Raw genomic sequence first — 26506 nt, 5'->3', positions numbered from 1 at the left:
ACTTACTTCGCGATCGCGGCCTGCACGCGGCTGCGCCAGTCGGCTTCCGTCATCAGCGAGGCGGCGTCCCACTGGCCGCTCGTGTTCGGGCCGTACATCATCTGCACTTCATTGAGCTGCCACACCACGACTTGCGGACGCGCCTGCTGGAACGCGGGCGATTCGAGGTATTGCAGGAACACGGCCCACGGACCGAAGTTGCCGTATTTCCAGGTCAGGCCGACGCGCCGGTCGAGCGCATGCGACAGCGCTTCGGGATAGCCCAGATAAGGCTGCACGAAGCTGTTGCCGACCACGTGCACGGGCGCGGCGGCGCTGTCGAGCAGGTCGCCGGATTCCGGTTTGCTCGCGCGTACGACGTAGATTTCCTGGCCGATTTCCTTGCGCTGCTGGGCGGTCATCAGTTCCGCGAAATCGGCGAAACGGCGTTCCTTGATCCAGTTGCCGAGCGGCGTGCCGGTGCCGGCATCGCCGCCGAGTTTCCAGTTCTGACGGATCACGTCGGCGGTCGCGGCGGCGGCGGCTTCGGCGCTCCACGCGGTCCAGTGCGAGTCTTTCTGGAAGAACGCGGTCTGGTCGTCGTGCTCGACGCTCTTCAGCACCGGCATCAGGTCGACGGTCTGGATACCGGCGCTGTGCAGGCTCGCGACGATGTTCGCGTAACGGTCGCGGGCGGCGGCCGAAATGGCCGTGCCGGCCGGCAGCTTGTCTTCGTAGAAACGCGCCTTGAGCGGCGCGACCAGCACCACGAGGCCGATGCCGCGCGCCTGCAACGCGTCTTTCGCGGCGCTCATCAACCGCACGGAGTTGTCGATGCCGGCCTTGCCCGCGTCGTTCACGTTGTCCTGCGCATAGAAAAGCCAGTCGTCCTTGCCGATCAGCACGGCTTGCGCTTGCGCGGCCGTCGCGGCGAGGCAGGTGCCGGTGATCAGCAGTCCGGCGAGAAGATGCTTGAGTTTCATGGAGCGATTAGGGCGATGGAGCGGGTGAAAGGGCGGCGATCCGGCGGTCCAGCTATCCAGCGAGACGATGGTTCACTTGAGCGTCACGTCGGCATTAGTTCGGCATCGATTCGGCGTCGCCTGAAGCGGCAGGTCAGCGCGCGTGCCACGGTTCGGTGCGGTTGAGCATGCCGACCAGCGTGGGCTGCTCCGCCGTGCCGACGAGGAACACGCTGTAGCGGTCGCCGGCCTTCAGCGCGGGCAGCGCCTGCGCTGCGGACACGTGCGCGCCGCACGCGCCGTCGAGCGAGGCCGAGACCGGATTGATCGCTCGCGCTGCGCGCGTGCCGGAAGCGAGGCTGCCGAACACGGTCGGGCCACCGGCGACGCGAATCGCGGCGGCGCACGAGGGCACGAGATTGTACGCGGAGAGTTCGGCCTTCATGCCGTCCGCAGCGGGGCTTTCGTCGACGACGACCTGTACGTTCGCGCCCGCCTTGCCGGCGATCAGCGTGACGAAGCCGCCGTGCGGCAGCGTGCCTGCGACGGTGGCGGGCTTGCCGTCGATCGCGAGCGTCAACGTGCCACCCGGCATCGCGCGATAGTCGGTGCCGATGCGGCCGGCCGCGCCGATCGTTTCGGGTTTCGCGCCCGCGCCGAGTTGCACCTTGACCGCCACCGCCGATGGATTGACCACGCGCACATAGACCGAGCCGTCGGGCGGCAGCGCGTAGAGCTGCGCCATGTCGTCGGCGGCTGCGGCGTAGGCTGCGCCGTGGACGCCGCCGAGCAGCGCGACGGCGAGCGCAGCGTGTGCGGGGGCGCGGAAGGGAGCGGGCAAGGCGGCCCGGAACGACGCGCGCAACGAAGCGGGAAACGTGACGCAAAACGTTGCGCAGAATCGCGCAACAAACGTGGCATCGGACAAGCCGCGAGACCGGGCGCAAAGCAACGAGCGGAAAAGCATGATGGGCTCAATCCTCAATACGAAAAATAAAGACCGGCGAACACGCCGTCCGAGCGATCGTCGCCGGCCACGCGCACGCGGTACTGGACGTTCAGTTCGACGAACGAGCGTGGCGCGTGATGAGCGTCCTCGCGGAACCACAGACGCATCGCGACGCCCGGCCCGATGCCCGCGGTCGCGTGGCGATCAAGCAGGCTGTCGTAAGCCGCGTTCAGCGCGAGGTACGGCATCGTCACGAGGTTGTGCGCGGTGGCGAACGCGCGTCCGTAGCGCGCTTCGAACGTGCCGAGCGTCTGCGGATGGTCGATGAAGTAGTCGCCTTCGGCATAGACCTGCCAGTACTGCCAGTTCGAGCGATCGACCCGCAAACTGCCGCCTTCGCCTTCGGACCACGCGCCGCGCAGCAGCCAGTCGGTACGGCTGTCGCTGCCGATCGGCACGAAACGCTCCACGGCGAACACGAAATTCTGCTGCGAGAACGGCTTCCAGCGCGCGCCGAACACGGCCTGATTGGTCGGCAGGCCGGTGGCGCCGCCGGTGCCGTCGTAGAGCGCCTGGTTCATCCGCGCGTAGACCTCGAACACGCTGCCGTTGACGTTGCCGATCACCGGCGGCCGCCAGTACAACTCCTGCGACGACTGCAGCGTACGCCGCGCGCTCAGCGACGGCGCGAACTGCGAGTTCATCACGCCGACCGTGCCGTAACCGAACGCGCCGGTGAAGCCCCACGTGCGGTCGAGGTCGGAGACGGCCTGGCGCACGTTCTGGCGCGACTGCGGCGCGAGTTCGATCTGGCCGGCGTCGGCGGCATCGACGGCGCTCGCAAACGCGTTGCGCGCCTGGCGGTTGTAGCCGAGCCGCTGGGCCGTGTAGGCGACGTCGAGCGATTCGTCCGGCGGCACGTCCTTGAGTCGGGTGACCGGTTTGAAGGCCGCGCGTGCCTGCTTGCGCTTGCCCGCGCGTTCGAGCGCGTTCACGAGCAGAAGACGGTAGGCGAGATTGTCCGGGGCGGCCTGCACGGCTTCGTTCGCCGCGCTCACGGCCGCGTTGAAATCGCGATGTGCGAAAGCCGCGTAGGCGCGCGTGGCGGCGTCGTAGCCGGGGCCGGCGCCAGCGAGGCTCGATCCGGCCGGCAGCAGGTTGCACAGCACATCCTGCGGGTCGGAGGTGCAGAAGACCACGGGCGCGGATTGCGCGGGGGAGCGGGCGGCGAGGGTTGTGGATGTGGTTGTGCTCAGGGGCGCTGCGGTCGTGGGGGCGGTTGTTGCCGTGGCGGCCGTTGTGGTGCCCGGGGTTATGGCAGCGGTGGTTGTGCCCGTGCCCGTGGCGGCACCCGCACCCGCATTCACACGCAGCGTATCGGCGGCGATGCGTTTGACCGTCGCCATCTGCTGATCGGACAGCCAGTCCTGCTTGAGCGCCTTGTTCAGATCCGCGCGCGCCGCATCGGTTTGGCCGAGTTGCGCACGCGCGAAGCCGCGCATCGCGAGCGACAGCGCATCGTCGCCGTCCTGAGCGAGGGCGTCGCTGGCGGCGGCGTCGGCTTGGGTGTACTCGCCTTCGCTCAGAAGCGCGCCCGTCAGCAGATAGCGATAACTCTGCACGTCCGGCGCCTGGCGGATCGCTTCGCGCGCGAGCACGGCGGTCTGCGCGTAGTCGCCCGAACGATAAGCGTCCCAGGCCGCTTTGGCGGGCGTCGGCGCGAGCAGCCGATGCATCCGGTCGCGCAACGCTTGCAGCGCTTCGTCGTTGGGCGACAGGCGCAGTGCCGCGTCGGCTTCGCGCGCGGCCTCGTCGATCCGTTGCTGACGTTCGAGCGAGTAGACGAGCAGACCTCGCAGCCCCGGGTTGTCGGGTTGCAGGCGCAACGAAGCGCGCGCGTGATCGGTCGCCTCGGCGTAGTGGCCCGCCGCATAGTCCTTGTACGCGGCGTCGCCGAATTTCCATGCGGGCGTTTGCGTGGTCGGCGTGACGGCACCCGAACCTGCGCCATGGCCGCCCGCGAGCGTCGCGCGCAGCGTATCGCGGGCGGCGGTGAGCGCCGGGTCGCGGTGGCAGTGCGCGAGCGCGGTCTGCGCGACATTCAGCGCGTCGGCGGGGCGGTTCTGGTTCTGCAGCGCGTAGACGCGCAGCAGCCACAGCCGCGTGACGTCGGGACGCAGCGCGAGCGCGTGGGCCGCCAGCGAATCGGCGGCGGCGTAGTCCTTGCGGTTATAGGCTTTGAACGCAGCGTCGCCGAACTTCCACGCGTCGCCGGTCAGCGGCGCTTCTTTCGCGGCCACTTTCGGCGCTTGAGTTGCCGCGTGCGTGGTTGTGGCGGAGCCAGCAACTGTAGCGGTTCCTGCGGTTGCGGCAGTCGCGGCGGTTCCAGCGGTTGCAGTTGTTTCAGCAGTCGTTGAGGTTCTGGCGGTTCCAACGGTTGCAGCAGTTGCAGCTGGTTCAGAAGCCGTAGCGGTTCCGGCCGTTCTAACGGTTCCAGCGATTGCGACTGTCTCAGAAGCCGTAGCAATTCCAGCCGTTCCTGCAGCTGTAGCGGCCCCAGCAGTTCCAGCAATCACAGCAGTCCCAGCAGCCGTAGAGGCTCCAGTAGCCCCACCAGTCCCAACAGTCGCACCCGCCAGCACAGGTTCTGCCGCATCCGCACACGCGGTCCAGCCAGCCGCAAGCGCAGCCCAACAGACGGCCTGCGCAATACGCTTCACACGGCGCGCAGCCGGACCGGCGGCTCGCCGACGATAAGACGGAAATGACTTCATGCTGCGGCATCCGCCTGGGCGGCCTCGGGCGATGGCGGAGTGCTGAACGCATCCTGCTGGAAAGTGATGGCTTCGTGCAGCGTGGCTTCGTCGAGCCAGCCGCGTTCGACGAGAATCTGTCCGAGCGGCCGGCCTTCCCGCCGCTGGACGTCGAGCGCGTACGCGAGCTTGGTTTCGTCGATGGCCTGCCACGAGAGCAGCAATTCACCGAGTCGCTGGCGCTGCTGCGTAAGCTGATCGGCGGATGGGAAATCGTGCATCGTCTTGTCCCACGCGAGCCGCTTGCCGGTAATCAGGTGTCCGATGAACAGACGCCACGCGCGCGCCGCCGCCATCGCGTTGATGAAGTTGCCGATCACCATGCGCGGCACGGCCAGCAGCGCATGCTCCCAGCCATACATGCGGTACACGAAGTAGCTGCGTTGCGACACGCGCAGCGCGAGCGCGAACGAGTTCAGGCTCATCAGCGTCGCGAGCCAGCCGTTGGGCGAGAACAGCGACGGATAGTAGACCGTCCACCAGCCCAGCCGCGCGGCGATCCAGAAGCCGATGAAGTTGAGCAGCAGCAGATACGCGAGGATCGCGACGAACGACGTGGCGAGCCCCTTGCGATCGCGAAACAGCAGGTACTTCACTGCCAGCGATCCTTTCCAGCCCACCTGCGCCCAGCCTTGCAGACCGATGCCGAGAGTCCAGCGCGCCTTCTGCCGGTACGCGGTGCGAAACGTGTTGGGGAAGTATTCGCGAATCCCGAGCGGCATCGAGATCGTCGAGATTTTTTCGCGGCCGAGGCCGAACAGCGACGTGCGCCGTGTCACGTATTCCACCCGGAACTTGCCGAAAATCTGCCGCATGCCGCTGCGTGAGAGGCGCGCGCCGATGTCGTAGTCTTCGGTCAGCGTGTCGGTGTTGAACGGCTGGTTGTCCGTTTCTGCGGCAAGCACTTCGAGCGCGCGCCGCGAGAAGCAGGTGCCGACGCCCGCCGAAGGCACCATCTTCGACAGACTCTCGCGCACCACGAGATCCTTCGTGTGCCACTCCGCGAATTCGTCCATGTAGGTGCCCGCGACGAGTTCGTACCACTCGCGCTCCAGCGACGTGACCGGCAACTGGATGAAATCCATCCGCGGCAGCAGATAGTTGTAGTACTTGAGTTCGAGCGGGTGAAGCACGTCTTCGCTGTCGTGCAGCGTCACGCCCGCAAACGGTTCGGCCTGCCGTTCGTTCTGCTGGAAGATCGCCTGGACGATCCAGTTCAGACAGTCGGCCTTGCAGGTCGGGCCGTCGTGCGGCACTTCCACGCGCACCAGTTGGCGGTAGCGGCGGCGCATGCGCTCGACTTCGTTGCGGGTCTTGTCGTCGTTGCGATAGGTGCCGACGAAGATCATGTAGTTCTTGTATTCGAGCGTGCCGACCATGCTTTCGAGCATCGGCGCGATCACGTCGTACTCGAGCCACGCGGGCACCATGATCGCGATCGGCTGTTCCGGCACGGCGCGCAACTGCGCCGCCTGCAACGGCGTGTGACGTTGCCAGACAGTCAGCGAGCGGTACAGCTGCCGGATCCAGTACCAGCCGTCGATGAACAGGTCATCGATGCTCGACAGCAGAATGATGACGCCCACCACCACGCTCACCAGCTGGAGAGCGTAGTAGTAGTCTGCGGCGAGATAAGGCCAGTAGAGCGAGGAGATCATGGCGCGCGGTGGCTCGACGTTACTTGTCTTCTTTCTTGCGGCGGGTGCGTCTTGCGACGACCAGCAGCGTCAGGAACACGAACAGCGTGATCGCGATCGCCGGCACGCCCCACGACACGTAACGGCGCCATTCGTAGAACGGCGTTTCGCCCGCGCCCGGCGGCATGCTCGCGTCGGGGTTGCCGCTGTCGATCCACGCGAGCGGGCCGTTGTCGCCGATGATCGCGAGATTGCCGCGGTTCAGCACGAACGGCTGCACGGCCTGCGTCCCGCCGATGCCCGGCCGGTCCGCGCCGATCGCGTACCACAGCAGGCCGTCTTCACCCTGGGCACGCACGACTTCAACGGTCGACAGATGTTTGAGGCCGGTCGCGTCGAGCCAGTCGACGGTCTTGCCGCGAATCTGCAGACGCTGGCCATCGGTCACGCGGGCGGACGGATTCGCTCCGTCCACGTTGACTTCCATCGCAAGGAACGGCTTGGCCGGCTTGACGGCGTCGTTGCCGTTGGCGACGGTCAGTTCCGTCTGCGTCGGCGAAAGCCCGCTGGCGAGCGCCATGGCGATCACGCTCGCGAGATGATCCGGCGCGTCGGCCAGATAACGCTGCGGCACGATCAGTTGCGGATGACCCGCCATCAGCGGCAGCAGGCCGATGAAGGTGCCGTCAGGATCGGCGTCGCCCGAAGTGATGAAGCTCGATGCGGGCAGCACATTGACCGGGTACGCCTGCGGCGTCTCGTTACAGTCGGCGGAATACGGCTGACGCTGCACCGACAGACGCAGATTGTTGTTCACGCCGAGCACGTAGCCCGGCACGCGCGCGTGCAGCTGTTCGGGCTGGCCGTCGGCGCGAAGCTGTTTGGCGGCGAGCAGGATGCCGTTCCAGTAGATGGTCGCCACCGGACGCGACGACGAAGGTCCCGGCGCCGCCGCCACATACAGCGTAATTTCGGACGGCATGCGCGAATCGGACGAGACGGCGGCGAGCGGGAAGCTCACGGTCCAGTCGCCGCGCGCGAGCACGTCGAACGCTTGCGCCGAGCCGCCGAGATTCGACAGACGCATGAATTTGCCGTTGGCGCGCTGGTCGGGCTGGGCGATCGGCGAGACGACGCTGTCGGTCGTCAGCGCGCGGCGCAGCGTGTCGTCGAACAGACCGGCGGCCTGGGCGCCCGCGTCGGGCGAAACGGCTACGACCGTATGTTCGCCGAGCGTGGCCAGGCGGATCTGCTGCGCGCGGGAGTCGGTGTCCGCCAGCGTTGCGTGGCTCGCGCGCCAGGCTTTCAGCGCGGCTTGCGCGTCCGGGTCGCTGGCGAGTTGCGCATTCAGCGCGTCGAACGCAGCAGCGAGCCGCGTGCGCAGCGCCGCGTCGGCGACGACCACGTCGCCGCTCACGCCCGGCGCGCCGAGCACGATCAGCGCGCCGAGTTCGGCATCGCTTGCGAGCTTGTGAGCCGCCGAGTTGTCGCGTAGCGCGGCGAAGGCGGGCAGGCTGGCGAGCGCATCGGGCACGTTCAGACTGCGCGTGTCGACGTTCTGGCCGACCGCCGGCAGCGCGTGCACGGAGACGCGCTTGCCGCCGCGTTCGAGCGCCACGCCGAGACGCCACGCGCTGTCGAAGGCGGCGGAGTCGAGGTGCGAACTGGAGACGAGCAGCACGGGTTCGCCCGGCAGCGTGCTCCAGGCGTCGTCGAGGCTCGTGACGGCGCTGGTTTCGACGCGGTAGGTAAGGCGCGTCTGCGGCGAGATCACGAGCGAGTTCGCGGCGGAATCCGGGGTTTCGCAATGACGGATGCCGGTGTTCGACAGCAGGCTGACGCCGAGGCGCACGAAGCCGCTGCTGTGGACGCGCGGGGTCACCGCGAGCGAGCGCTGGATCAGGCCGTCGCCGTCGGCGAGCGCCTGCGATACGACCGGTTGGCCGTCCACCGCGAGCACTGCCGACGCCGTGCCGGTTTGTCCTTTGAGGTAGTGACTGTCGAACGCGATCGATGCGTTGGCGAGCGTCAGGTTTCTCGGCACCGGCAGATAGAAGTCCTGGGTCGCGCCGCCCGTCAGCACCACGGCATCGCTGATGCCCAGGTCGGACAGCGTGACGTTGCGCGTCACCCCGGTGTTGGCCGTGAGCTGGCGCAGGCTGTCGGCAGCCGCGCTCGCGTGGCTGATCGCAGGCAGGGCGATGCCGGCACCGGCAAAGACTAGGGAAGCAAAAATACGTCGGGGCAGCGGCATGAACAGGCTCTGGGAATGTCGTAAAAGCTCGGATTGGCCGGACGTAGGAGTCAGGCGGGCTTGGGTCGAGTCGGGCGGATTCGGTCGGGCGAGGGCGGACTCAGGTGACCTGGGCGGCCTCGATCGAGTCGGGCAAGGCAACGCCGGTTCGCGTATCGCCGCTCCGGTCTGCGTGCTCACCGGCGAACTCGTCGAACGGACGACCCGTGAGACTGGCGACGATGCGCGCCGATGCACGTCCATCGCCGTACGGGTTGACGCGCCGTGCGAATTCGCCGTAAGCCTGCGGATCGTGCAGCAGCGCCCGCACTTCGTTCACGATCGACTCGCGCGCCGTGCCGACCAGCCGTACCGTGCCGGCCGCCACGGCTTCGGGCCGCTCGGTCACGTCACGCATCACCAGCACGGGCTTGCCGAGCGCGGGGGCTTCTTCCTGCACGCCGCCGGAGTCGGTGAGGATGATCGACGCGCGCTGCATCAGCCAGACGAAGCCCACGTAGTCGAGCGGCTCGATCAGATGCACGTTGCGCACGTTGCCGAGCGTCGCCTGCACGGGGCCGCGCACGTTCGGATTCAGATGCACCGGATAGACGATCTGCAGGTCTTCGCTGTGCGCCAGTTCGGCCAGCGCGGCGCAGATGTTCTCGAAGCCGGGGCCGAAGCTTTCGCGGCGATGGCCCGTCACGAGCAGCAGCGGCCGCTTGCCGTCGACGAAACTCATGCGCGCTTCGAGCGACGCGCGCAACGCCGGATCGGCGTCGAGGCGGGTAGTGGTTTCATGCAGCGCGTCGATCACGGTGTTGCCGGTGACGATCACGCGCCCGGCCAGCGATTCGCGCGCGAGATTGGCCTTCGAACCGGCGGTCGGCGCGAACATCAGGTCGCTCATCACGTCGACGACGCGGCGGTTCATTTCTTCAGGCCACGGCTGTTGCAGATTGCCGGTGCGCAGACCCGCCTCGATGTGACCGACGGGAATCCGGCGGTGGAACGCGGCGAGCGCGGCCATGCTGGCCGTGGTGGTGTCGCCGTGCACGAGCACGCGGTCCGGCTGGGCGCGTTCGAGCACATCGTCGAGCGACGCAAACAGACGTGACGCCAGGCCGTTGAGGGTCTGGTTCGCCGTCATCAGCGCGAGATCGTAGTGCGGCGTGATGCCAAAGAATTCCAGCACTTGCGTGAGCATCGAGCCGTGCTGGGCGGTCACGCAAACGATTGATTCAACTTCCCGGTCCGCTTCCAGCTGTTTGACGAGCGGCGCCATCTTGATGGCTTCCGGCCTCGTGCCGAACACCGACATGATTCGTACAGGCATTGTTATCGTCTTTATTTCGACTTTCCCACGCTGCACGCACCAGGGCTGGCCACCCCACAAAAACAACGCGGTATGCAGACTCGACCGGTCGGGCGTGATGAAAATCACTCCTGGCGGCTGGGTGTTTTTATTTGAATCCCGATTATCTGGGATGGTCCTCGTTGCCGGCCCCGTCGCCAGCTAATCGGCCCGGATTCTAACCGGCCTTAATCTCCTGAGCCGTGTAAGCAAGAGGAAGATTTCGCTCAATAATAGCGATTTCTAAAAAATACTTCACTTGTCGGCCCCCGTTAATGTTTCGATTCGCTTTCAGCAATCGTTTGGCGCTGCAAGCCGGTGCTGGAATCGCGCTGCCGGAAGTTCTCTGTTATGAGATTGCCGCCGGCCCTGCTTTAGCGCGGCGCGGATTATGGCACCACAGGCGAAGGAGCAGGCAACGTGCATAACTGGCGGCGATTATATCGACGCGGTATCAATTGAAATACCTCAAATGGCGCGATTTAACGATGGCTGAACATAGTTGACAGTTTCACCGCGATAGCAGGATTTCAGGCGCTGAACAACCTGATTAATTGGCGTTAAATCGGGGCATGACGAGGAATATTTCTCCCAAAAGAAATGCTTCAGGGTGGTGAAGTCGCTTTCGAGGAACGGAATGGAGACGGGATAGCAGGTCGTTCGGGGCGCGGCGCCGCGAAGTTGCCAGCGGGAGGGAAGGGGCTGGAGCGGCCGCCAGCGTGGGTTTCGCCTTTGCCGGCCGTGAGAATGAAGCCTTGAGCGGGTTAGGCGAAAGCTATTTGGTGGGCGCCCGAAGCGGATCGCGAGTGCTTCTCAAGTTCATGATTTTGCGAAGAAAACTGTGTTCTTTTTGCAACGCGGCGCGGGTCGGTCCGCGTTGCTTCAACCGGTTCACCGCAGCTGCGTCACCGCGAGCAGCAACACCATGCTGCCGATGGCACCATCGAGCACTCGCCACGCCGTCGCACGCTTGAACAGCGGAGCCAACGCGCGCGCACCGTATCCGAGGCCCACGAACCAGACGCCGCTAACCGCCATCGCGCCGAGCGCAAACGCAACTCTCGCGCCCTCCGGCTCGCGCGCGCCCGCCGTGCCGATTAGCAGGAATGTGTCGAGATAAACGTGCGGATTGAGCCACGTGAACGCGAGCGTCATCAGGATGATCGGCAGTGCGCGTTGGGCTGGCGCGGTGGTCGCGCCACTCGCACCGGTTTCATCGTTCGCGCTATTCACGCCTGCATCCAGCACGGCATGCCCCGGCCGCACCGCGCGACGCAGCGCGTTGATGCCGAACCACGCGAGGTACGCGAGCCCGACGTACAGCATCGCGTGAACGAACGCCGGGTAGCGCTCGACGAGCACCGACGCGCCGCCGACGCCCGCGCCGATCAGGATGAAGTCCGACAGCGCGCACAGCAGCACGATCTTGCCGACATGCGAGCGCATGATGCCCTGACGGAGGATGAAAGCGTTCTGCGCGCCGATGGTCACGATCAGCGATGCGCACAGCGCGGCTCCGTGGGAAAAAGACAGCCAGTTCATAGTCGATCCAGTAGACGGGGAGTACCAATGGCGCTAGTCTGCGGTTTCGCTTGCCGTAAGAGAAGCTAATTTAGTTAATGCAGATTAAGGAACACTAATGCTCGACTATGCGCTGCTCGATGCGCTGGCCGCCGTGGTCCGTCACGGTTCGTTCGACCGCGCGGCGAGCGTGCTGAATGTCACGCCGTCGGCGGTATCGCAGCGGGTCAAACTGCTGGAGGAGCGCGTCGGCAGCGTGCTGGTGAAGCGCGGCCAGCCGTGTGTCGCGACGACCTCCGGTGCGTTGCTGTGCCGCCATACCGAGCGCGTGCTGTTGCTGGAAGCCGAATTGAGCGGCCGTCTGCCGGCGCTGCCCGGCACGCTGGTCGAACCGTGGCCGGCGCTGCGTGTCGCGGTGAACGACGACAGCGTTGGCACCTGGTTTATCGATGCGGTCGCGCCGTTCTGCGTCGAACGGGAGATGCTGCTCGATCTGGTCGTCGACGATCAGGATCACACCGCGCAACGAATCCGCGACGGCAGCGTGCAGGGCGCGGTCACCACGCAGGCCGAGCCGGTGCAGGGCTGCCGGTCCACGCGGCTCGGCCGCATGCGCTATATGGCGGTTTGCTCGCCTGCATTCTTCGCCCGTCATTTCGCCGACGGCGTCACCCGCGAAAGTTTGAAGCGCACGCCGTGCGTCGATTTCAACCCGAAGGATCAGTTGCAGAAGCGCTTCATCCGGCGCGTGACGCGCGCGGAAATCGATCCGCCTTTGCACTGGATTCCGCACGTCGCCGGTTTTCTGCGCGCTTGCGTGACGGGGCTCGGCTGGGGCATGTGCCCCGAGCGGATGATCGCCGCGCATCTGGCGAACGGCGAGCTGGTAGAGATGGCGCCCGGCAAGCATATCGACGTCGATCTGTACTGGCAGAGCTGGCGTCTGTCGATCGGCTGGCTCGACGATTTCAGCGCGGTGCTGCGCAAGCGCGCGGCGGAGTATCTCGACTGAGGACCCGCATCGACGCCACTACAGCAGCAACTCTATCGAGTGAAACAGGCGCCGCTGCTCGGGGTCCTGCGAGCGCGCGCCTTCATCGATCACCTCGCGCAGACACTCGAGAAAGCATGCTGCCGCCGGACTGGTCGGCGCACCCCGGCGCGACGTGATGCTGACGATGGTTTCATCCACCGTTTCGCGCAATGGCAGCGCCCACAGATTTTCTCTGGCCAGCGTCACCTCGACGAGCGGCCACGGAAAAATGCTGAGCATGTCCGTGTGCGCGAGCAGCCCCAATACGATCGCCAGCGAATGCGCGAGATGAATGGTGTGCGGCACGCGCATGCCGCGCTTGCGGAACAGGTTGTCCGAGATCGACTCGCGGCTCGCCGGGTCCCAGTTCAACACCCACTCCGCGTCTTCCAGTTCGAGCAGCGTGCGGCAACCCGCTTTCGGATGATCGCGCCGCGCGACCACCGCCGAATGCGTCGAAAACAGCGGCACGTTGTGAAACTCCGATTGCGGTGATGCGGGCGGCGGCCGGCCAATCGAAAAATCGAGACTGCCGTCGCGCAGTCGCGGTTGCACGACCGCCAGCAGGCCTTCGAAAAACTCCAGCTGGACTTCGGGCATCCGTTGCCGGAAACGCTGCACGGCGGCCGGCAAGAACGTCAGCGCGACCCACGGCGTGACACCGATCGACAGCTTGCCCGCCGCCGCGCCGCGCAACGCTTCGATCTCCGCCTCGGCGCGCTGCAACTGACCGAGCACCACGCGCGCATGCACGACCAGCGCGCGGCCGAACTCGGTGAAGGCCACCCCGCTCGCGCTGCGCACCAGCAGCGGCGCGTGCAGATCGGCTTCCAGTTCGCGCATCGCCTTGGTCACGGCAGCCGGCGAAATGCCCAGCGAGCGCGACGCGGCCCGGATACTTCCAGTGTCGGCAATCGCCGCCAACGTACTGAGTTGATGGAGTTTCATCGGCATAACGCTATAGAAGGGTGGCAACTGGAAGTTGCCGGTGTAACGATTCTACGTCTGCCGCCGGAAAATCGGCGCGGCTATGCTGGGTTCACGATTTTTATCGACGGAGACGACTCGTGAACACCATGGCTATCCCGGCGGGCATCGCCGAACTCGAAGAAGAAATGATCGCGCTGCGCCATCGCATCCACGCAAAGCCCGAGCTGGCTTACGAGGAATTCGCGACCGGCGATCTGGTCGCCGAGCGCTTGCAGGCGTGGGGCTATACGGTGCATCGCGGGCTCGGTCAGACGGGCGTGGTCGGTCAGTTGAAAGTGGGTAACGGCACCCGCAAGCTCGGCATTCGCGCCGACATGGACGCGCTGCCGATTCACGAAACCACCGGCCTCCCGTACGCGAGCACGGTGCCGGGCAAGATGCACGCGTGCGGCCACGACGGCCATACGGCGATGCTGCTGGCCGCCGCCAAACATCTCGCGCAGGAAAAGGACTTCGACGGCACGTTGAACGTGATTTTTCAACCTGCCGAAGAAGGTCAGGCCGGCGCGCGAAAAATGCTCGAAGACGGCCTGTTCGAAAAATTCCCGTGCGATGCGGTCTTCGCGATGCACAACATGCCGGGCTTTCCTACCGGCAAATTCGGCTTTCTGCCGGGCTCGTTCATGGCGTCGTCGGATACGGTGATCATCACCGTGACCGGGCGAGGCGGTCATGGCGCGGTGCCGCAGAAGGCGGTCGATCCGGTCGTGATCTGCGCGCAGATCGTGCTCGCGTTGCAGTCCATCGTGTCGCGCAACGTCGCGCCGCTCGACATGGCGATCATCACCGTCGGCGCGATTCACGCGGGCGAAGCGCCGAACGTGATTCCCGAAACCGCCGAGATGCGTCTGTCGGTGCGCGCGCTGAAACCCGAGGTCCGCGACTATCTGCAGGAGCGTATTACGGCGGTGGTTTGCGGACAGGCGGCCGTGTTCGGCGGACGCGCCACGGTGGATTATCAGCGGCGCTATCCGGTGCTCGTCAACGATGCGGACATGACCGGGCTGGCGAAACAGGTCGCGCTCGACTGGCTCGGCGAAGACGGCCTGATCGCCGACATGCAGCCGCTCACCGGCAGCGAGGATTTCGCGTTCCTGCTGGAACAGTGTCCGGGCAGCTATCTGATCATCGGCAATGGCGACGGCGAGGGCGGCTGCATGGTCCACAACCCCGGCTACGACTTCAACGACGATTGCCTCGCCACCGGCGCGGCGTACTGGGTGAAGCTCGCGCAGACGTTTCTGGTCTGACGCGAGCTTGTGTGGGACGGCGGCGGACCGCACCGGTCCGCGCTGGCAGCACATCATGGAGGAGACACCGATGGACTATTCCGCGTCACCGCAAGCAAGCGCTGGTCAAGCCGCAGTACAACCCGCTGTGCAGCCCGTCAAACGCACGAGCCACGCCAAGGCGATTGCCGCGATCACGCTCGGCAACGGCCTCGAATTCTTCGATTTCACGATCTACAGTTTCTTCGCGACGATCATCGGCAAGCTGTATTTCCCCGTCGAGGGCCAGCTTGCGCAACTGATGCTTGCGGTCGGCACCTTCGGCGTGGGTTTCATCATGCGTCCGGTGGGCGGTGTGGTGCTCGGCGGCTATGCCGATCGCGCGGGCCGCAAGGCCGCCATGAGCCTGACGCTATGGCTGATGACGCTCGGCTCCGCGATCATCGCGTTCGCGCCGACTTATGCGGCCATCGGCGTGGCCGCGCCGTTGCTGGTGATTCTCGCGCGGCTTGTCCAAGGCTTTGCGCTAGGCGGCGAGATCGGTGCATCCACGTCGCTGCTGATGGAATACGGCAGCGACAAAACCCGTGGCTTCTATGGAAGCTGGCAGTTCGTGAGCCAAGGCTTGAACACGGTCTGCGGATCGCTGCTCGGAGTCGCGCTGGCGGCGACGCTGTCGAGCGCCGCGCTGGAAAGCTGGGGCTGGCGCGTGCCGTTCGTGATCGGCATGGCGATGGGGCCGATCGGGATTTATATCCGGCGTCATCTGGATGAGACGCTGCCGGGTGTCGAAGACAGCGCGGCAAGCACGCAGCAGGCGGTTGAAATGCCCGCTTCACAGCCCGCCTCACAGCCCGTCCGCAAGCTATTCCGCGACCATTCGCGCGTAATAACGATGGGCGTGCTGACCACCATCGGCGGAACGGCGGCGAACTATATCGTGCTGTTCTATCTGTCCACGTACGCGATCCGCATCCTGCATCTGCCGATGTCGTCCGCGCTATGGGCTGCGTGGACCGCCGCGGTCGTGACCGTGATCTGCTCGCCGTTCGCGGGCGCGTTGTCCGATCGCGTCGGACGTAAACGTGTGCTGTGGGTCTCGCGCGTGCTGCTGATCGTCGCCGTGTATCCCGCGTTCATGATGATCAACGCGGTGCCCACGGTGCCGGTGTTGCTGTCGGTCGTCGCGGGGCTCGCAGTGCTGGTCGCGTTCACCGCCGTGCCGAATATCGTGATGCTGCCGGAACTGTTTCCGCGTGCGATTCGCGCGACCGGGATGTCGATTGTGTACTGCCTCGGCGTATCGATTTTCGGCGGATTCGCGCAGTTTTTCGCGACCTGGCTGATCCAGCTGACCGGCAACAATCTGGCGCCGGCCTGGTATCTGATCGGTTGCGGGCTGGTGTCGTTGCTGCCGTTGCCGTTCATGCGGGAAACGGCGGGCAGGGCGCTCGATTGATCGCTTGCTTGAGCCAGTCGGCCGGGTCGAAAAAAAAGAGGTGCGAATTGCTTCGCACCTCTTTTTGCCTAGCCAGCTTGATAGCGGCGCGGCAGCCGTGTCACCTCGCCGCCGTCTTCTCTCCATTGCCGACCGGCGCATCGTCTCCCGCTGCCGACGCGTCGCGCGTCTCGGGCATCGCCGCCCACACCAGCAGCACGGCCAGCGCGCCCGCCGCCGCGAGGCCGAAGAAGCTGACCGCGTTGCCGAAATGATCGGCGACGAAGCCCGCCGCTGTCGTGCTCAGCGTCGCGCCGATTCCCGCCGCGAGACCGAAGAGGCCGATACACAGGTTGTAGCGTCCCTTGTCACCGGCGACGTCGGCGGCGATCAGCGGCAGCATCACGCCGAACACCGCCGCGCTCAGACCGTCCAGCATCTGCACCGGCACGAGCAGATACGGGCTGCTGATACCGGCGAACAGCAACGCGCGAATCGGCAGCGCGGAGAAGCCGAGCAGCAGGATCGGCCTGCGTCCCCAGCGCTCGGCGGAGCGTCCGACCCACGGCGACATCATCGCCACGATCGCCTGCGGCACGATGATGCACGCCGCGATCACCAATTGAACGTTGTCGCCCATGCCCGCGGTCACTTCGCCCGCCGCCAGGTTCAACATCGCCGCATTCGACAGATGGAACAACACGATGCACGCCGCGAACAGCAGCATCCGCCTGTCGCGCAGCAACGCGCGCAGGCTTTCGCGGCGCTCGATCTGCTGCGGTGTCGGCGCGGCTTTCGGCAGCTCGACGGTATCGGTGCGCTGGATCATCGTCAGCGCGATCAGCGCGGGCACTGCGAGCCCGGCTGTCAGCCAGAACACCGCGCGCGGCGAATAGTATTCGCCGAACACGCCCATCAGCCCGGCCGCGACCGCGCTGCCGATCGACGCCCAGCGCGCGTTACGCCCGAGCCGGTCGCCGAGATTCGCGCGCCCCACCAGCGCGAACGAGATCGCGGCGAGCGCCGGTGTCAGCATGCAACTGGCGAAGCCGTGGAACACCTCGGCGGCGATCACCGGCAACACGGTCGGACTGGTGGCCAGCAGCACCGCGCTCAGGATGATCGCGACGATCGCCCAGGCGGCCGCGCCTTTCTTGTTGCGCAATGCGTCGACGGCGGCGCCGCCAGGCACCTGGCTCACCATCGCGCTGATCGTGCCGACCGACAGCGCCATGCCGATCTCGCCCTGGGTCCACTTGTGCGATGCGAGGTACGACGCGATGAACGGCCCGAAGCCGGTCTGCACATTCGCGACGAAAAAATTCAGCCAGTCGAGCGCCCGCAGACTGCGCGTCGTGACCTGAGTGCGGCCGATCATCGGGCCGCCCGTGCGTTAGACGCCACAGCAGAGGTTGCCGCCGCAGGCGCCGCCGCGGCCGATGCCGGAGCGGGCGGCGGCGCGGGCGACACCGCGCGGATCGGTTTATCGCTCGCATACGGCGGGGTGGCGTTGATCTGCGCGTCGCTCAAATCGATTTGCGGATGCAGTTCCTTGTCTTTCGTGACGAAGTGCAGCGCCGACCAGTTCGCGGCAATCGTGCGCCGCTCGGTGCTGACCATTCCGTTGACATCGAGCACGACCGCCTGCGGCTGTGCGTTGGCGTCGACCAGCACGTCGATCACGCGGCCCACTTTCGCGCCGTTCGAGCGTTCGACGGTGGCGTCGATCAGCGGCAACTGCACCGGCGCGGGCTTGGCCGCCGTCGCGGGGACGGCGGTCGCGTTCAGCGTGATCGGCGCAGTTTTCGCGGCGGGCGTGAAGCGGAACGCGCTCCACGGGAAATTCACCTTGCGGTCGCCGACACCGAGAAAACCTTGCAGATTGACGACCATCTCGCGCGGTTTGCCGAGCGCGTCGGCGATCAGATCGACCGCGCGTCCGACGACCTTGCCGTCGGGTTTCTGCACTTCGCTATCGAGCAGCGCGCGCGCTTCGTTGCGCTCGATCGTGCGCAACACGATCAGCGGCGGCGGCGGGGGAGGCGGCGGCGCGGGCGCGGCGACCGGCGGTGGCGGCTCGACCTTGTGCGGCTTGACGACCGGTTTTCTCGGTTTTTTCGGCTGTTCGGGCTCGTTCGCCTCGGTTTCGACCGGCTCGGGCGCGGACGCCGCCACCGGGGCGCTGGCGGGCTCGACGGGCATCACCGTGGCGTCGACGATCGGCGCCTGCTGGTTGCCCCATAGGAGGCTCCCGCAACCGGACAGCGCGGACAGCATCAGCAGCGCGAAGACAGCAAAAATCGGCAAACGCCAGGCAGGACGCGAAAAACCGCCAGTCATCAAGAAAAACTCCAAGGGCCGGGGCGGACAGGCGCGAAAGGCCGCCGCTATTAGGACAGGTACGGGCCAGAGTGTAACCCGCGACGTCGGCCAGGCCCCGTTTTGCCGACGATCCGGCGCTGGGTTCCTAGCAGGCTTCGTGCCGCGCCGCGCGGCTGACGCGCGAGGCGTTGGACTATGCCATGACCGGTTTCGGGCAATGCTCCGCAGACTGTGTGCGGCGGTAGGGAGTGTCTGGCTCCGGGACCCGATATCGCGAAATCTGCCGCGAAATCTGTCGCGAAAGCCGTCATCTCCCTTTCATCACGTGCTCGCGGACTGTAGGTGTAAACACGCGCCACGACGGCGCGCTTTGCCGTCCCTCAAGCCATATAAGCATCGCGACATGTCCGGCATGCCATTCATGCGATTGGACACATATTTGTGTTGCCCTACATTTCGAGACAGCAAAAAAGGACGAAGTCACCATTAAACCAAAGCAACGAGACGAACCTGATGACGGCCAGTTCGACGGCCGTTTCAGCATGCTGATAAAGGAGGCACTCATCATGATGGAACCCCACGCCCAACCGATTTCCGACGTCGCAACCGAATCATTCGACGGAAAGGGCTTTCTCGACCGCTATTTCGACATCACCGCGCGCGGCAGCACGCAACGCCAGGAGATCGTCGCGGGCATCACGACCTTCCTCGCGATGGTCTATTCCGTATTCGTCGTACCCGCCATGTTCGGCAAGGCGGGCTTCGACACCAGCGCGGTATTCGTCGCCGTGTGTCTGACCACCGCGTTCGGCTCGCTGCTGATGGGCGTGTGGGCGCGTCTGCCGATCGCGATCGGCTGCGCGATTTCGCTGACGGCGTTCACCGCGTTCGGCCTCGTGCTGGGCAAAGGGCTGGCTCCGAATGTGGCGCTCGGCGCGGTGTTCCTGATGGGCGTCGTGTTCACCGCGATTTCGGTGACCGGCGTGCGCTCGTGGATTCTGCGCAATCTGCCGACCGGTATCGCGCACGGCACCGGCATCGGCATCGGCCTGTTCCTGCTGCTGATCGCCGCGAACGACGTCGGTCTCGTCGTGAAGAATCCGGGCGCGGGTTTGCCGGTGTCGCTCGGACACATCACCGCGTTGCCCGCGCTGATGTCGGTGGCGGGTCTCGCGGCGATTTTCGGGCTGGTGCGGCGTCGCGTGCCGGGTTCGATCCTGATCGTGATCGTGGCGATTTCGGCGATTGCGCTCGCGATCGATCCGGCCGTGACGTTCCACGGCGTGTTCGCGGTGCCGTCGCTGAGCGCGCCGGGACACGCGTCGCTGATCGGTGCGATGGACATCAAGGGCGCGCTGTCGATGGCGGTCCTGCCGAGCGTGCTGGCCCTCGTGATGACGGCCGTGTTCGACGCGACCGGCACGATTCGCGCGGTCGCGGGACAAGCGGGGCAACTGGATGAAAACGGCCGCATCATCAACGGCGGCCGCGCACTGACCGCCGACTCGCTCAGCTCGATTTTCTCTGGCCTGCTTGGCGGCGCACCGGCGGCGGCTTATATCGAGTCGACGGTCGGCGTGGCAGCGGGCGCGAAAACGGGGATGACGGCGGCCGTGGTCGGTCTGCTGTTTCTCGTCGTGATGTTCTTCTCGCCGCTCGCGAGCCTCGTGCCTTCGTACGCGACCGCACCGGCGCTGATGTACGTCGGCCTGCTGATGCTGTCGAACGTCAGCAAGCTGCATATGGACGACATGGTCGATTCGATGTCGGGCCTCATGTGCGCCGTGTTTATCGTGCTGACCGCGAACATCGTGACCGGCATCATGCTCGGCTTCGCGACACTGGTGATCGGCCGCGTGGTGAGCGGCGAATATCGCAAGCTGAACGTGGGGACGGTGGCGATCGCGGTCGTGCTGGTCGGCTTCTATCTCGGCGGATGGGCGATCTGATTTTCCGCCGGTCTTTTCCTTCCGTGCGACGTTACGAAGCGCCACAAGACTTCAGCGGATTTCGCGAGAGTAAGTAGTCGTTGGTCTCCCACCTTGACGCGGTGCATCGCAGAATTTTTCTGCGGCGCACCGCGCTTTTTTCTGCCGTATCACTGCCGCGCGCTTTTCGTGTGTTGATAGAAAACGCGTACCTGTACTTGACTTCCCGAGCTTCGTTTCTATACTTAACCTCATGGTTAAGTTTAATGATGCGTTACTCGATCGCACTTTCGCCGCGCTGTCGGACCCGACGCGGCGTGCGTTGCTCGCGCGTCTGTCGGAGCACGATCTGTCGATCAGCGAACTCGCCGCACCGTTCGCGATGTCCTTGCCCGCGGTGATGAAGCACCTCGACGTGCTGTCCGACGCGGGGCTGATCACGCGCAACAAAACCGGCCGCACGGTGGCGTGCCGGTTAGCCGCCGGACCCATGGAAGAAGCGATGGAATGGCTCAACCGCTATCAGCGCTTCTGGTCCGAATCGCTCGACCGTCTTGCCGCTTTCGTCGAAGAGGAGCCCGCCTCATGTCCACCCGATCCGCCCAGCCCGCCCACGCCGTCCAGCCCAGCCTCAGCCTCCGGCGGCGTCTCGACGCCACGCCCGCCAGGATCTTCCGCGCGTGGACGGAACCGGCGCAATTCATGACGTGGATGCATCCGGGCGGCTCCGACGTAATTCGCGCGGAATTCGACGTACGGGTCGGCGGACACTACACGATTGTGTTTCGCAAGCAGGACGGCGGCGAGGTTGAGGTGCGTGGCACCTATCTGGAAGTCGTGCCCGAGCACAAGCTGGTTTTCACGTGGACCCCGCGCGGCGGCGCCGAACACGAATCGCAGGTCACGATCCTGCTGGAGCCAGAGGGCGGCGCGACATGGCTCACGCTCACGCACGAACGTTTCGCCGACGATGCGCAACGCGACGATCATCGTCATGGCTGGACCGACGGTATCGATTCGCTGGAGCGCTACGTGCTGTGAGCGCGTGGCAAATCCAACGAACGCAATGAGTTCTTTTGAGTGTGCCTGATTGAATCTGCATGACGCAGAGAAGGAGACGCAGATGGAACCGCAACACCGCATTGGCACGAAACAGGAATGGCTGGACGCGAGCCGGGCGCTTCTCGTCGAAGAAAAAGCGCACATGCGCGCAGGCGATGAAATTGCCCGCAAACGCCGCGAATTACCGTGGGTGAAGGTCGACAAGACCTATACGTTCGACACGCCGCAAGGCCGCAAAACGCTTGCCGACCTGTTCGACGGACGCAGCCAGTTGATCGTCTATCACTTCATGCTGGGCAAGGATTGGGAGGAGGGCTGCGTCGGCTGCTCGTTCGTGTCGGATCATATGGCCGGCGCGTTGCCTCATCTGGAGCATCACGATGTGACCTATGTGACGGTGTCGCATGCGCCGCTCGCGAAGATCGAGGCCTTTAAAAAGCGGATGGAATGGACTTTCCCGTGGGTGTCGTCGGAGGGAAGCGATTTCAATTTCGACTATCACGTGTCGTTCACGCCGGAGCAGCTGGCCAGCAAGAAGGCGTTCTACAACTTCAAGGAGCAGGATGTCGGCATCGACGAGCAACACGGCCACAGCGTGTTCTACAAGGACCGCAATGGCGACGTGTTTCACACGTATTCATGCTTCGGGCGCGGCGACGAACGTTTTCTGAACACGTACGCGCATCTGGATATCACGCCGAAAGGACGCAATGAAGAGCGCGGGCTGACCGACTGGGTCAGGCATCACGATAGATATGGAGAAGAGAAGAAAGCGGCTGAAAAGAACGGTGGTTGCGCGGGATGCGGAACCGGTTCGTGAGCGTGAGTGACTGAACCGCGTATGCCGGGGTGACGTTGGCGCGCTGTATTCAGAGCGCCATATCGAACGCGGGTTTGAGGAAAAACTGCATTGCCATCACGGCGAGGCCCATCGCCGCAGCGGTCAGCGTCAACACGCCGTATTCGTCGTAGCGTGCATCGTAAAGGCACGCTACGACAAAAAGAATCGCCAGCAGGTTGGTCAGCCAGTCGAAATTCAGCGCGAAAGTCATCGATCAAAATCCGTACTCGTGTGCGACCCGGACAGTCGGGACGCACGGAAGGTGAGCGGGATTTTATCGAGAACAGCTTACGAATTTGCAACGGCTGCGCTTACACGGCTTACAGCGCTCGCACGCGTCACATAGCGCGTCACATATCGCGTTCGATCCACTCGATCACCGACGTGCGCGCCGGCTTCCAGCCGAGCAGTTTGCGCGCGCGCTCGCCACGCACGCGGCTATTCGAACCGAGGCCGTACGAGGCCATTTCGTAGCCCCATTCTTTTTGCGCGTCGGCGAGCGGCCAGTCTTGCGACTCGCCGAGTTTCATCTTGCGGGCAATCGCGGCGCTCATCTCGCGGAACGACGCTTCGCCGCTTTCGACGAAATAGAACGTGCCCGCAGGGGTTTTCTCCAACGCGAGGCGATACAGCTCGGCGACGTCGTCGATAAACACGTTCGACCAGATGTTGCCGCCGCTGCCCACGTGACGCACCACGCCGCTCTTTTGCGCCTGACGCACGAGACGCGGCAACTGCACGCTCGCGCTGCCCGCCACGGCGCCGTGACCGTAGATCAGCGTATTGCACAGCACCGCCGAGCGGATGTTCATTTGCGCGGCGTTGAGAACCAGCAGGTCGATTGCGACGCGCGCGACTTTGTCCGGCGTCGGCGTGGGCAGCGCGTCTTCGTGATAGATGCGCGCCTCGCCCGCTTCGCCGCCCGACGCATCGCCGACGATGCTCGAGCCGCTGGTATGCAGGAACGGTTTGCCCGAACCGGCGAGCCCGTCGATCAGTGCCTTGACCGCACCTTCGTGATCGCTGCTCGCCGCGTTGATGACCGCGTCGGCGGCTTGCGCTTCGGCGATCAGCAGGTCGCGGTCGTCGAGCGTGCCGATGACCGGTTCGATGCCGAGCCGTTTCAGTTCGGCCGTGTGGTCGGCATTGCGGATCAGACCGCGTACTTGATGGCCGGCGCGCACCAGATGCGCAGCAATCGAGCCGCCGATAAAACCGCTTGCGCCCGTGATGAAAATCTTCAAGACGTTCTCCTTGAGTGGAAAGACGAAAAAGCCAGGTGACAGGCAAGCAGTATCCGCCGGACTGATTCTCGCAAAAAGCGTGTTAGTCTCAAATCAATCTTGATTTGAAATCAACAATGAAAACTTCCACCGATGAACTGCTGGTGTTCGTCACCGTGATCGACAGCGGCTCGATCACGGCGGCAGCAGAAAAGCTGGGGCAGACCGTGTCCGGCGTGAGTCGCGCGCTCACGCGCCTCGAAAAGAAGCTCGACACCGCGCTAGTGCGCCGCACGACGCGCCGTCTTCATCTGACCGACGAGGGCGAGGCGTTCCTGCAACGCGCGCGGGCGATTCTCGATGCGATGGAGGAGGCCGAGGAATCCGTCACCCGCGGTCGCGCGCGGCCATCGGGGCGCCTGCGCGTGGATGCCGCGTCGCCGTTCATGCTGCATTGCGTGGCGCCGCATATGAAGGCGTTTTCGGCGCTGTATCCGGAAATCAGGCTGGAGTTGACCAGCAACGAGCGCATCGTCGATCTGCTCGAACAGAAGGTGGATATCGCGATCCGGATTGGCGCGCTGCAGGATTCGACGCTGCACGCGCGCGCGTTGGGCAGCAGCAAACTCAGAGTGCTCGCGAGTCCGGCGTATCTGGCCGAATACGGCGAGCCGAAATCCGTGGATGCGTTGCGCGCGCATCGGCTGATCGGTTTTACGGCGCCGGAGCATTTGAATCGCTGGCCGCTGCGGGAAGGGCGCGCGGACACTTCCGGCTCGCTGAAGATCGAGCCCGCGATTACCGCGTCGAGCGGCGAAACGCTGCGCCAACTGGTGCTGTCGGGCTGGGGCGTCGCGTGTCTGGCCGACTTCATGACCGCCGCCGACGTGCGCGACGGACGCCTCGTGCCGATTCTCGGCAACGTGCTGGTCGACGAGCGGCAGCCGGTGAGCGCGGTGTATTACCAGAGCGCGTCGCTGTCGGGGCGCGTGCAGAGCTTTCTGGATTTCATTGCTGCTCGCGTGAAGCTCTAGTTTTAGCTGCGGCTTTGGCCACAAGCCTTTCTTTTCCAGCATCGTTGCTTCAACCAGACCCGCTGCTGCTGCGCGAACTAACCGCCAGCACGCGGGCTTTTTTGCGTCGTCCTTGTTATGAGCGGGCATCGTTCCGGTGGGGAGCGCGGGCGTCTCCTATAACTATGGCTATGTGTCAGGTTCAGTGGGCGCGGAATGTTTTTCTTCCGCGTGGCCTGATGAAATTGGCGCGTGTATATACAAGTTGGGTGCTAACGCCGCTTCAGCCACATGACGCGCACGTCGGCCAGAAGCCCGCACAAGCAAACTCCGTAAGCCTTGTCAGCCAACCTTCTAATGGAAAATCCCTACCATCCGGGATTTAAAAACAAGTTGTATATACAAGAACGTCCCGCTAGACTTCTCTGAACTTGTATAGACAGGACAAACATCATGATTCTGAAGCCCGGTTTTCTGACTCTTCCGCAACTGCGCCAGATCGCGCGCGAACAGGTTTCGCTGCAACTCGACCCCGCCAGCCACGCCGCGATCGACGCGTGCGCGAAAGCCGTCGCCGATATCGCCGCGAAGGGCGAACCGGCCTACGGCATCAACACCGGCTTCGGCCGGCTCGCCAGCACGCATATTCCGCACGACCAGCTCGAACTGCTGCAACGCAATCTGGTGCTGTCGCATGCGGTCGGCGTGGGTCAGCCGATGTCGCCTCCGGTCGTGCGTCTGCTGATCGCGCTGAAGTTGTCGAGCCTGGGCCGCGGGCACTCGGGCATCCGCCGCGAAGTCATGGAAGCGCTGATCACGCTGTTCAACGCCGACGTGCTGCCGGTGATTCCGGTCAAGGGTTCGGTCGGCGCATCGGGTGACCTCGCGCCGCTCGCGCATATGTCGGCCACGCTGCTCGGCGTCGGCGAAGTGTTCGCGAAGGGCGAGCGCATGCCGGCCACCGAAGGTCTCGCGCTCGTCGGCCTCAAGCCGCTCACGCTGCAGGCCAAGGAAGGTCTCGCGCTGCTGAACGGCACGCAAGCCTCCACCGCACTCGCGCTGTACAACATGTTCGCCATCGAAGACCTGTACCGCACCGCGCTGGTGTCGGGCGCGTTGTGCGTGGACGCGGCGATGGGCTCGGTCAAGCCGTTCGACGCGCGCATTCACGAATTGCGCGGCCATCAAGGTCAGATCGACGCGGCAGCGGCGTATCGCACATTGCTGGATGGCTCGAACATCAACGTGTCGCACGCCGATTGCGACAAGGTGCAGGACCCGTACAGCCTGCGCTGCCAGCCGCAGGTGATGGGCGCCTGTCTGGACCAGATGCGTCATGCAGCCAACGTGCTGCTGCTCGAAGCCAACGCCGTCTCCGACAATCCGCTGATTTTCCCGGACACCGGTGAAGTACTGTCGGGCGGCAACTTCCACGCTGAACCGGTCGCGTTCGCAGCGGACAATCTGGCTCTCGCCGTCGCTGAAATCGGCGCGCTGGCCGAGCGCCGCATCGCGTTGCTGATCGACGCGACGCTGTCGGGCCTGCCGCCGTTCCTCGTCCGCGATGGCGGCGTGAACTCCGGCTTCATGATTGCCCACGTGACGGCCGCCGCGCTCGCATCGGAAAACAAGACGCTCGCGCATCCGGCATCGGTCGATTCATTGCCGACGTCGGCGAACCAGGAAGACCATGTGTCGATGGCCACGTTCGCCGCGCGCAAGCTCGGCGACATCGCTGAAAACGTCGCCAACATTCTGTCCATCGAACTGCTCGCCGCTGCACAAGGCGTCGATCTGCGCGCACCGCACAAGACCAGCCCGAGCCTGCAAAAAGTGATGGATGTCGTGCGTAAAGACGTCGCCCATTACGAACTCGATCACTACTTCGCACCGGACATCGAAGCCGTCACGCGTCTCGTGCAGAACGGCACGATCGCGAAGCTGAGCCCGTTCGCGTTCGCGTCGGAACAGTGAGCCTC

General features: G+C 64.8%; 22 protein-coding genes. 9 read left to right on the top strand and 13 right to left on the bottom strand.

Annotated elements, in window-relative coordinates:
* Positions 1-2: 2 nt before the first annotated feature.
* The 8 genes from ABH945_RS08555 to ABH945_RS08520 form a co-directional block, all read right to left on the bottom strand.
* On the bottom strand, positions 3-962 hold the full coding sequence (locus tag ABH945_RS08555) for an alginate O-acetyltransferase AlgX-related protein (protein ID WP_429250273.1): 960 nt from the start codon (positions 960-962) through the stop codon (positions 3-5).
* Positions 963-1095: 133 nt separating this feature from the next.
* Complete coding sequence (locus ABH945_RS08550) at positions 1096-1782, bottom strand: alginate O-acetyltransferase AlgF (RefSeq protein WP_429250272.1); 687 nt, start codon at positions 1780-1782, stop codon at positions 1096-1098.
* Positions 1783-1922: 140 nt separating this feature from the next.
* Entirely contained in the window at positions 1923-4190 is a 2268-nt protein-coding gene (locus ABH945_RS08545) for an NfrA family protein (protein ID WP_429250271.1), read from the bottom strand.
* Positions 4166-4462, bottom strand: a complete 297-nt coding sequence (locus ABH945_RS08540) for a hypothetical protein (RefSeq protein ID WP_429250270.1) — start codon at positions 4460-4462, stop codon at positions 4166-4168. Before ABH945_RS08540 ends, ABH945_RS08545 begins: the two co-directional genes overlap by 25 nt.
* 198 nt (positions 4463-4660) lie before the next feature.
* Complete coding sequence (locus ABH945_RS08535) at positions 4661-6361, bottom strand: glycosyl transferase family protein (RefSeq protein ID WP_429250269.1); 1701 nt, start codon at positions 6359-6361, stop codon at positions 4661-4663.
* A gap of 19 nt (positions 6362-6380) precedes the next feature.
* A complete protein-coding gene (locus ABH945_RS08530; RefSeq protein ID WP_429250268.1) occupies positions 6381-8594 on the bottom strand; it encodes a hypothetical protein in 2214 nt (737 codons plus the stop codon).
* 100 nt (positions 8595-8694) lie between these two features.
* On the bottom strand, positions 8695-9909 hold the full coding sequence (gene wecB, locus ABH945_RS08525; protein WP_429250267.1) for a non-hydrolyzing UDP-N-acetylglucosamine 2-epimerase: 1215 nt from the start codon (positions 9907-9909) through the stop codon (positions 8695-8697).
* A 909-nt stretch (positions 9910-10818) separates the two neighbouring features.
* Positions 10819-11469, bottom strand: coding sequence for a LysE/ArgO family amino acid transporter (locus ABH945_RS08520; RefSeq protein ID WP_429250266.1), 651 nt, complete (start codon positions 11467-11469; stop codon positions 10819-10821).
* Positions 11470-11566: 97 nt separating this feature from the next.
* Here ABH945_RS08520 and ABH945_RS08515 point away from each other — a divergent pair, with 97 nt between their 5' ends.
* Complete coding sequence (locus ABH945_RS08515; protein ID WP_074763668.1) at positions 11567-12460, top strand: LysR family transcriptional regulator ArgP; 894 nt, start codon at positions 11567-11569, stop codon at positions 12458-12460.
* Between the two features lie 18 nt (positions 12461-12478).
* Here the strand turns inward: ABH945_RS08515 and ABH945_RS08510 are convergent, their stop codons facing one another.
* A complete protein-coding gene (locus ABH945_RS08510) occupies positions 12479-13429 on the bottom strand; it encodes a LysR family transcriptional regulator (RefSeq protein WP_074766345.1) in 951 nt (316 codons plus the stop codon).
* 119 nt (positions 13430-13548) lie between these two features.
* Between ABH945_RS08510 and ABH945_RS08505 the strand changes: the two genes are divergently transcribed.
* Positions 13549-14721, top strand: a complete 1173-nt coding sequence (locus tag ABH945_RS08505; protein ID WP_074763669.1) for a M20 aminoacylase family protein — start codon at positions 13549-13551, stop codon at positions 14719-14721.
* Positions 14722-14791: 70 nt separating this feature from the next.
* Entirely contained in the window at positions 14792-16159 is a 1368-nt protein-coding gene (locus tag ABH945_RS08500) for an MFS transporter (protein ID WP_429250265.1), read from the top strand.
* Positions 16160-16259: 100 nt separating this feature from the next.
* Here the strand turns inward: ABH945_RS08500 and ABH945_RS08495 are convergent, their stop codons facing one another.
* Together ABH945_RS08495 and ABH945_RS08490 are read right to left on the bottom strand one after the other, a co-directional pair.
* Entirely contained in the window at positions 16260-17516 is a 1257-nt protein-coding gene (locus ABH945_RS08495; protein ID WP_074763671.1) for an MFS transporter, read from the bottom strand.
* Positions 17513-18478, bottom strand: coding sequence for a PRC-barrel domain-containing protein (locus tag ABH945_RS08490; RefSeq protein WP_074763672.1), 966 nt, complete (start codon positions 18476-18478; stop codon positions 17513-17515). Before ABH945_RS08490 ends, ABH945_RS08495 begins: the two co-directional genes overlap by 4 nt.
* 548 nt (positions 18479-19026) lie before the next feature.
* Here ABH945_RS08490 and ABH945_RS08485 point away from each other — a divergent pair.
* The 4 genes from ABH945_RS08485 (at position 19027) to ABH945_RS08470 (ending at position 22270) form a co-directional block, all read left to right on the top strand.
* Complete coding sequence (locus ABH945_RS08485; RefSeq protein WP_429250264.1) at positions 19027-20409, top strand: NCS2 family permease; 1383 nt, start codon at positions 19027-19029, stop codon at positions 20407-20409.
* A 232-nt stretch (positions 20410-20641) separates the two neighbouring features.
* Positions 20642-21094 carry an ArsR/SmtB family transcription factor gene (locus ABH945_RS08480; protein WP_429250263.1) on the top strand — a complete coding sequence of 151 codons (453 nt, stop codon included), beginning with the start codon at positions 20642-20644 and terminating at the stop codon, positions 21092-21094.
* Positions 21091-21429, top strand: a complete 339-nt coding sequence (locus ABH945_RS08475; protein WP_429250262.1) for an SRPBCC family protein — start codon at positions 21091-21093, stop codon at positions 21427-21429. Before ABH945_RS08480 ends, ABH945_RS08475 begins: the two co-directional genes overlap by 4 nt.
* Positions 21430-21511: 82 nt before the next feature.
* On the top strand, positions 21512-22270 hold the full coding sequence (locus ABH945_RS08470; protein WP_429250261.1) for a DUF899 domain-containing protein: 759 nt from the start codon (positions 21512-21514) through the stop codon (positions 22268-22270).
* 49 nt (positions 22271-22319) lie between these two features.
* On the opposite strand, the gene ABH945_RS08465 is transcribed toward ABH945_RS08470, so the two are convergent.
* Positions 22320-22502 carry a hypothetical protein gene (locus ABH945_RS08465; RefSeq protein ID WP_074763677.1) on the bottom strand — a complete coding sequence of 61 codons (183 nt, stop codon included), beginning with the start codon at positions 22500-22502 and terminating at the stop codon, positions 22320-22322.
* 139 nt (positions 22503-22641) lie between these two features.
* A complete protein-coding gene (locus ABH945_RS08460) occupies positions 22642-23535 on the bottom strand; it encodes an NAD-dependent epimerase/dehydratase family protein (RefSeq protein ID WP_429250260.1) in 894 nt (297 codons plus the stop codon).
* A 116-nt stretch (positions 23536-23651) separates the two neighbouring features.
* Between ABH945_RS08460 and ABH945_RS08455 the strand changes: the two genes are divergently transcribed.
* Positions 23652-24548: a LysR substrate-binding domain-containing protein gene (locus ABH945_RS08455; RefSeq protein WP_429250259.1), complete on the top strand. Its 897-nt coding sequence runs from the start codon at positions 23652-23654 to the stop codon at positions 24546-24548.
* A 432-nt stretch (positions 24549-24980) separates the two neighbouring features.
* Positions 24981-26501 (top strand): histidine ammonia-lyase, encoded by a 1521-nt coding sequence (gene hutH / locus ABH945_RS08450; protein ID WP_074763680.1) that lies wholly within the window; start codon positions 24981-24983, stop codon positions 26499-26501.
* Positions 26502-26506 lie beyond the last annotated feature (5 nt).

Source organism: Paraburkholderia sp. GAS333, from assembly GCF_050435665.1.
Lineage (GTDB): Bacteria > Pseudomonadota > Gammaproteobacteria > Burkholderiales > Burkholderiaceae > Paraburkholderia > Paraburkholderia fungorum_A.
Note: the sequence above shows the minus strand (reverse complement) of the source record. Positions and strands in the feature narration are given on the sequence as shown.

What these genes read in the sequence shown, in the direction of transcription:
- ABH945_RS08500 (WP_429250265.1), top strand. Translation starts at nt 14,792, where the DNA reads ATGGACTATTCCGCGTCACCGCAAGCAAGCGCTGGTCAAGCCGCAGTA.
- ABH945_RS08515 (WP_074763668.1), top strand. Translation starts at nt 11,567, where the DNA reads ATGCTCGACTATGCGCTGCTCGATGCGCTGGCCGCCGTGGTCCGTCAC.
- ABH945_RS08465 (WP_074763677.1), bottom strand. Translation starts at nt 22,502, where the DNA reads ATGACTTTCGCGCTGAATTTCGACTGGCTGACCAACCTGCTGGCGATT.
- ABH945_RS08490 (WP_074763672.1), bottom strand. Translation starts at nt 18,478, where the DNA reads ATGACTGGCGGTTTTTCGCGTCCTGCCTGGCGTTTGCCGATTTTTGCT.
- ABH945_RS08530 (WP_429250268.1), bottom strand. Translation starts at nt 8,594, where the DNA reads ATGCCGCTGCCCCGACGTATTTTTGCTTCCCTAGTCTTTGCCGGTGCC.
- ABH945_RS08510 (WP_074766345.1), bottom strand. Translation starts at nt 13,429, where the DNA reads ATGAAACTCCATCAACTCAGTACGTTGGCGGCGATTGCCGACACTGGA.
- ABH945_RS08475 (WP_429250262.1), top strand. Translation starts at nt 21,091, where the DNA reads ATGACGTGGATGCATCCGGGCGGCTCCGACGTAATTCGCGCGGAATTC.
- ABH945_RS08520 (WP_429250266.1), bottom strand. Translation starts at nt 11,469, where the DNA reads ATGAACTGGCTGTCTTTTTCCCACGGAGCCGCGCTGTGCGCATCGCTG.
- wecB (WP_429250267.1), bottom strand. Translation starts at nt 9,909, where the DNA reads ATGCCTGTACGAATCATGTCGGTGTTCGGCACGAGGCCGGAAGCCATC.
- hutH (WP_074763680.1), top strand. Translation starts at nt 24,981, where the DNA reads ATGATTCTGAAGCCCGGTTTTCTGACTCTTCCGCAACTGCGCCAGATC.
- ABH945_RS08495 (WP_074763671.1), bottom strand. Translation starts at nt 17,516, where the DNA reads ATGATCGGCCGCACTCAGGTCACGACGCGCAGTCTGCGGGCGCTCGAC.
- ABH945_RS08485 (WP_429250264.1), top strand. Translation starts at nt 19,027, where the DNA reads ATGATGGAACCCCACGCCCAACCGATTTCCGACGTCGCAACCGAATCA.
- ABH945_RS08535 (WP_429250269.1), bottom strand. Translation starts at nt 6,361, where the DNA reads ATGATCTCCTCGCTCTACTGGCCTTATCTCGCCGCAGACTACTACTAC.
- ABH945_RS08555 (WP_429250273.1), bottom strand. Translation starts at nt 962, where the DNA reads ATGAAACTCAAGCATCTTCTCGCCGGACTGCTGATCACCGGCACCTGC.
- ABH945_RS08480 (WP_429250263.1), top strand. Translation starts at nt 20,642, where the DNA reads ATGGTTAAGTTTAATGATGCGTTACTCGATCGCACTTTCGCCGCGCTG.
- ABH945_RS08470 (WP_429250261.1), top strand. Translation starts at nt 21,512, where the DNA reads ATGGAACCGCAACACCGCATTGGCACGAAACAGGAATGGCTGGACGCG.
- ABH945_RS08455 (WP_429250259.1), top strand. Translation starts at nt 23,652, where the DNA reads ATGAAAACTTCCACCGATGAACTGCTGGTGTTCGTCACCGTGATCGAC.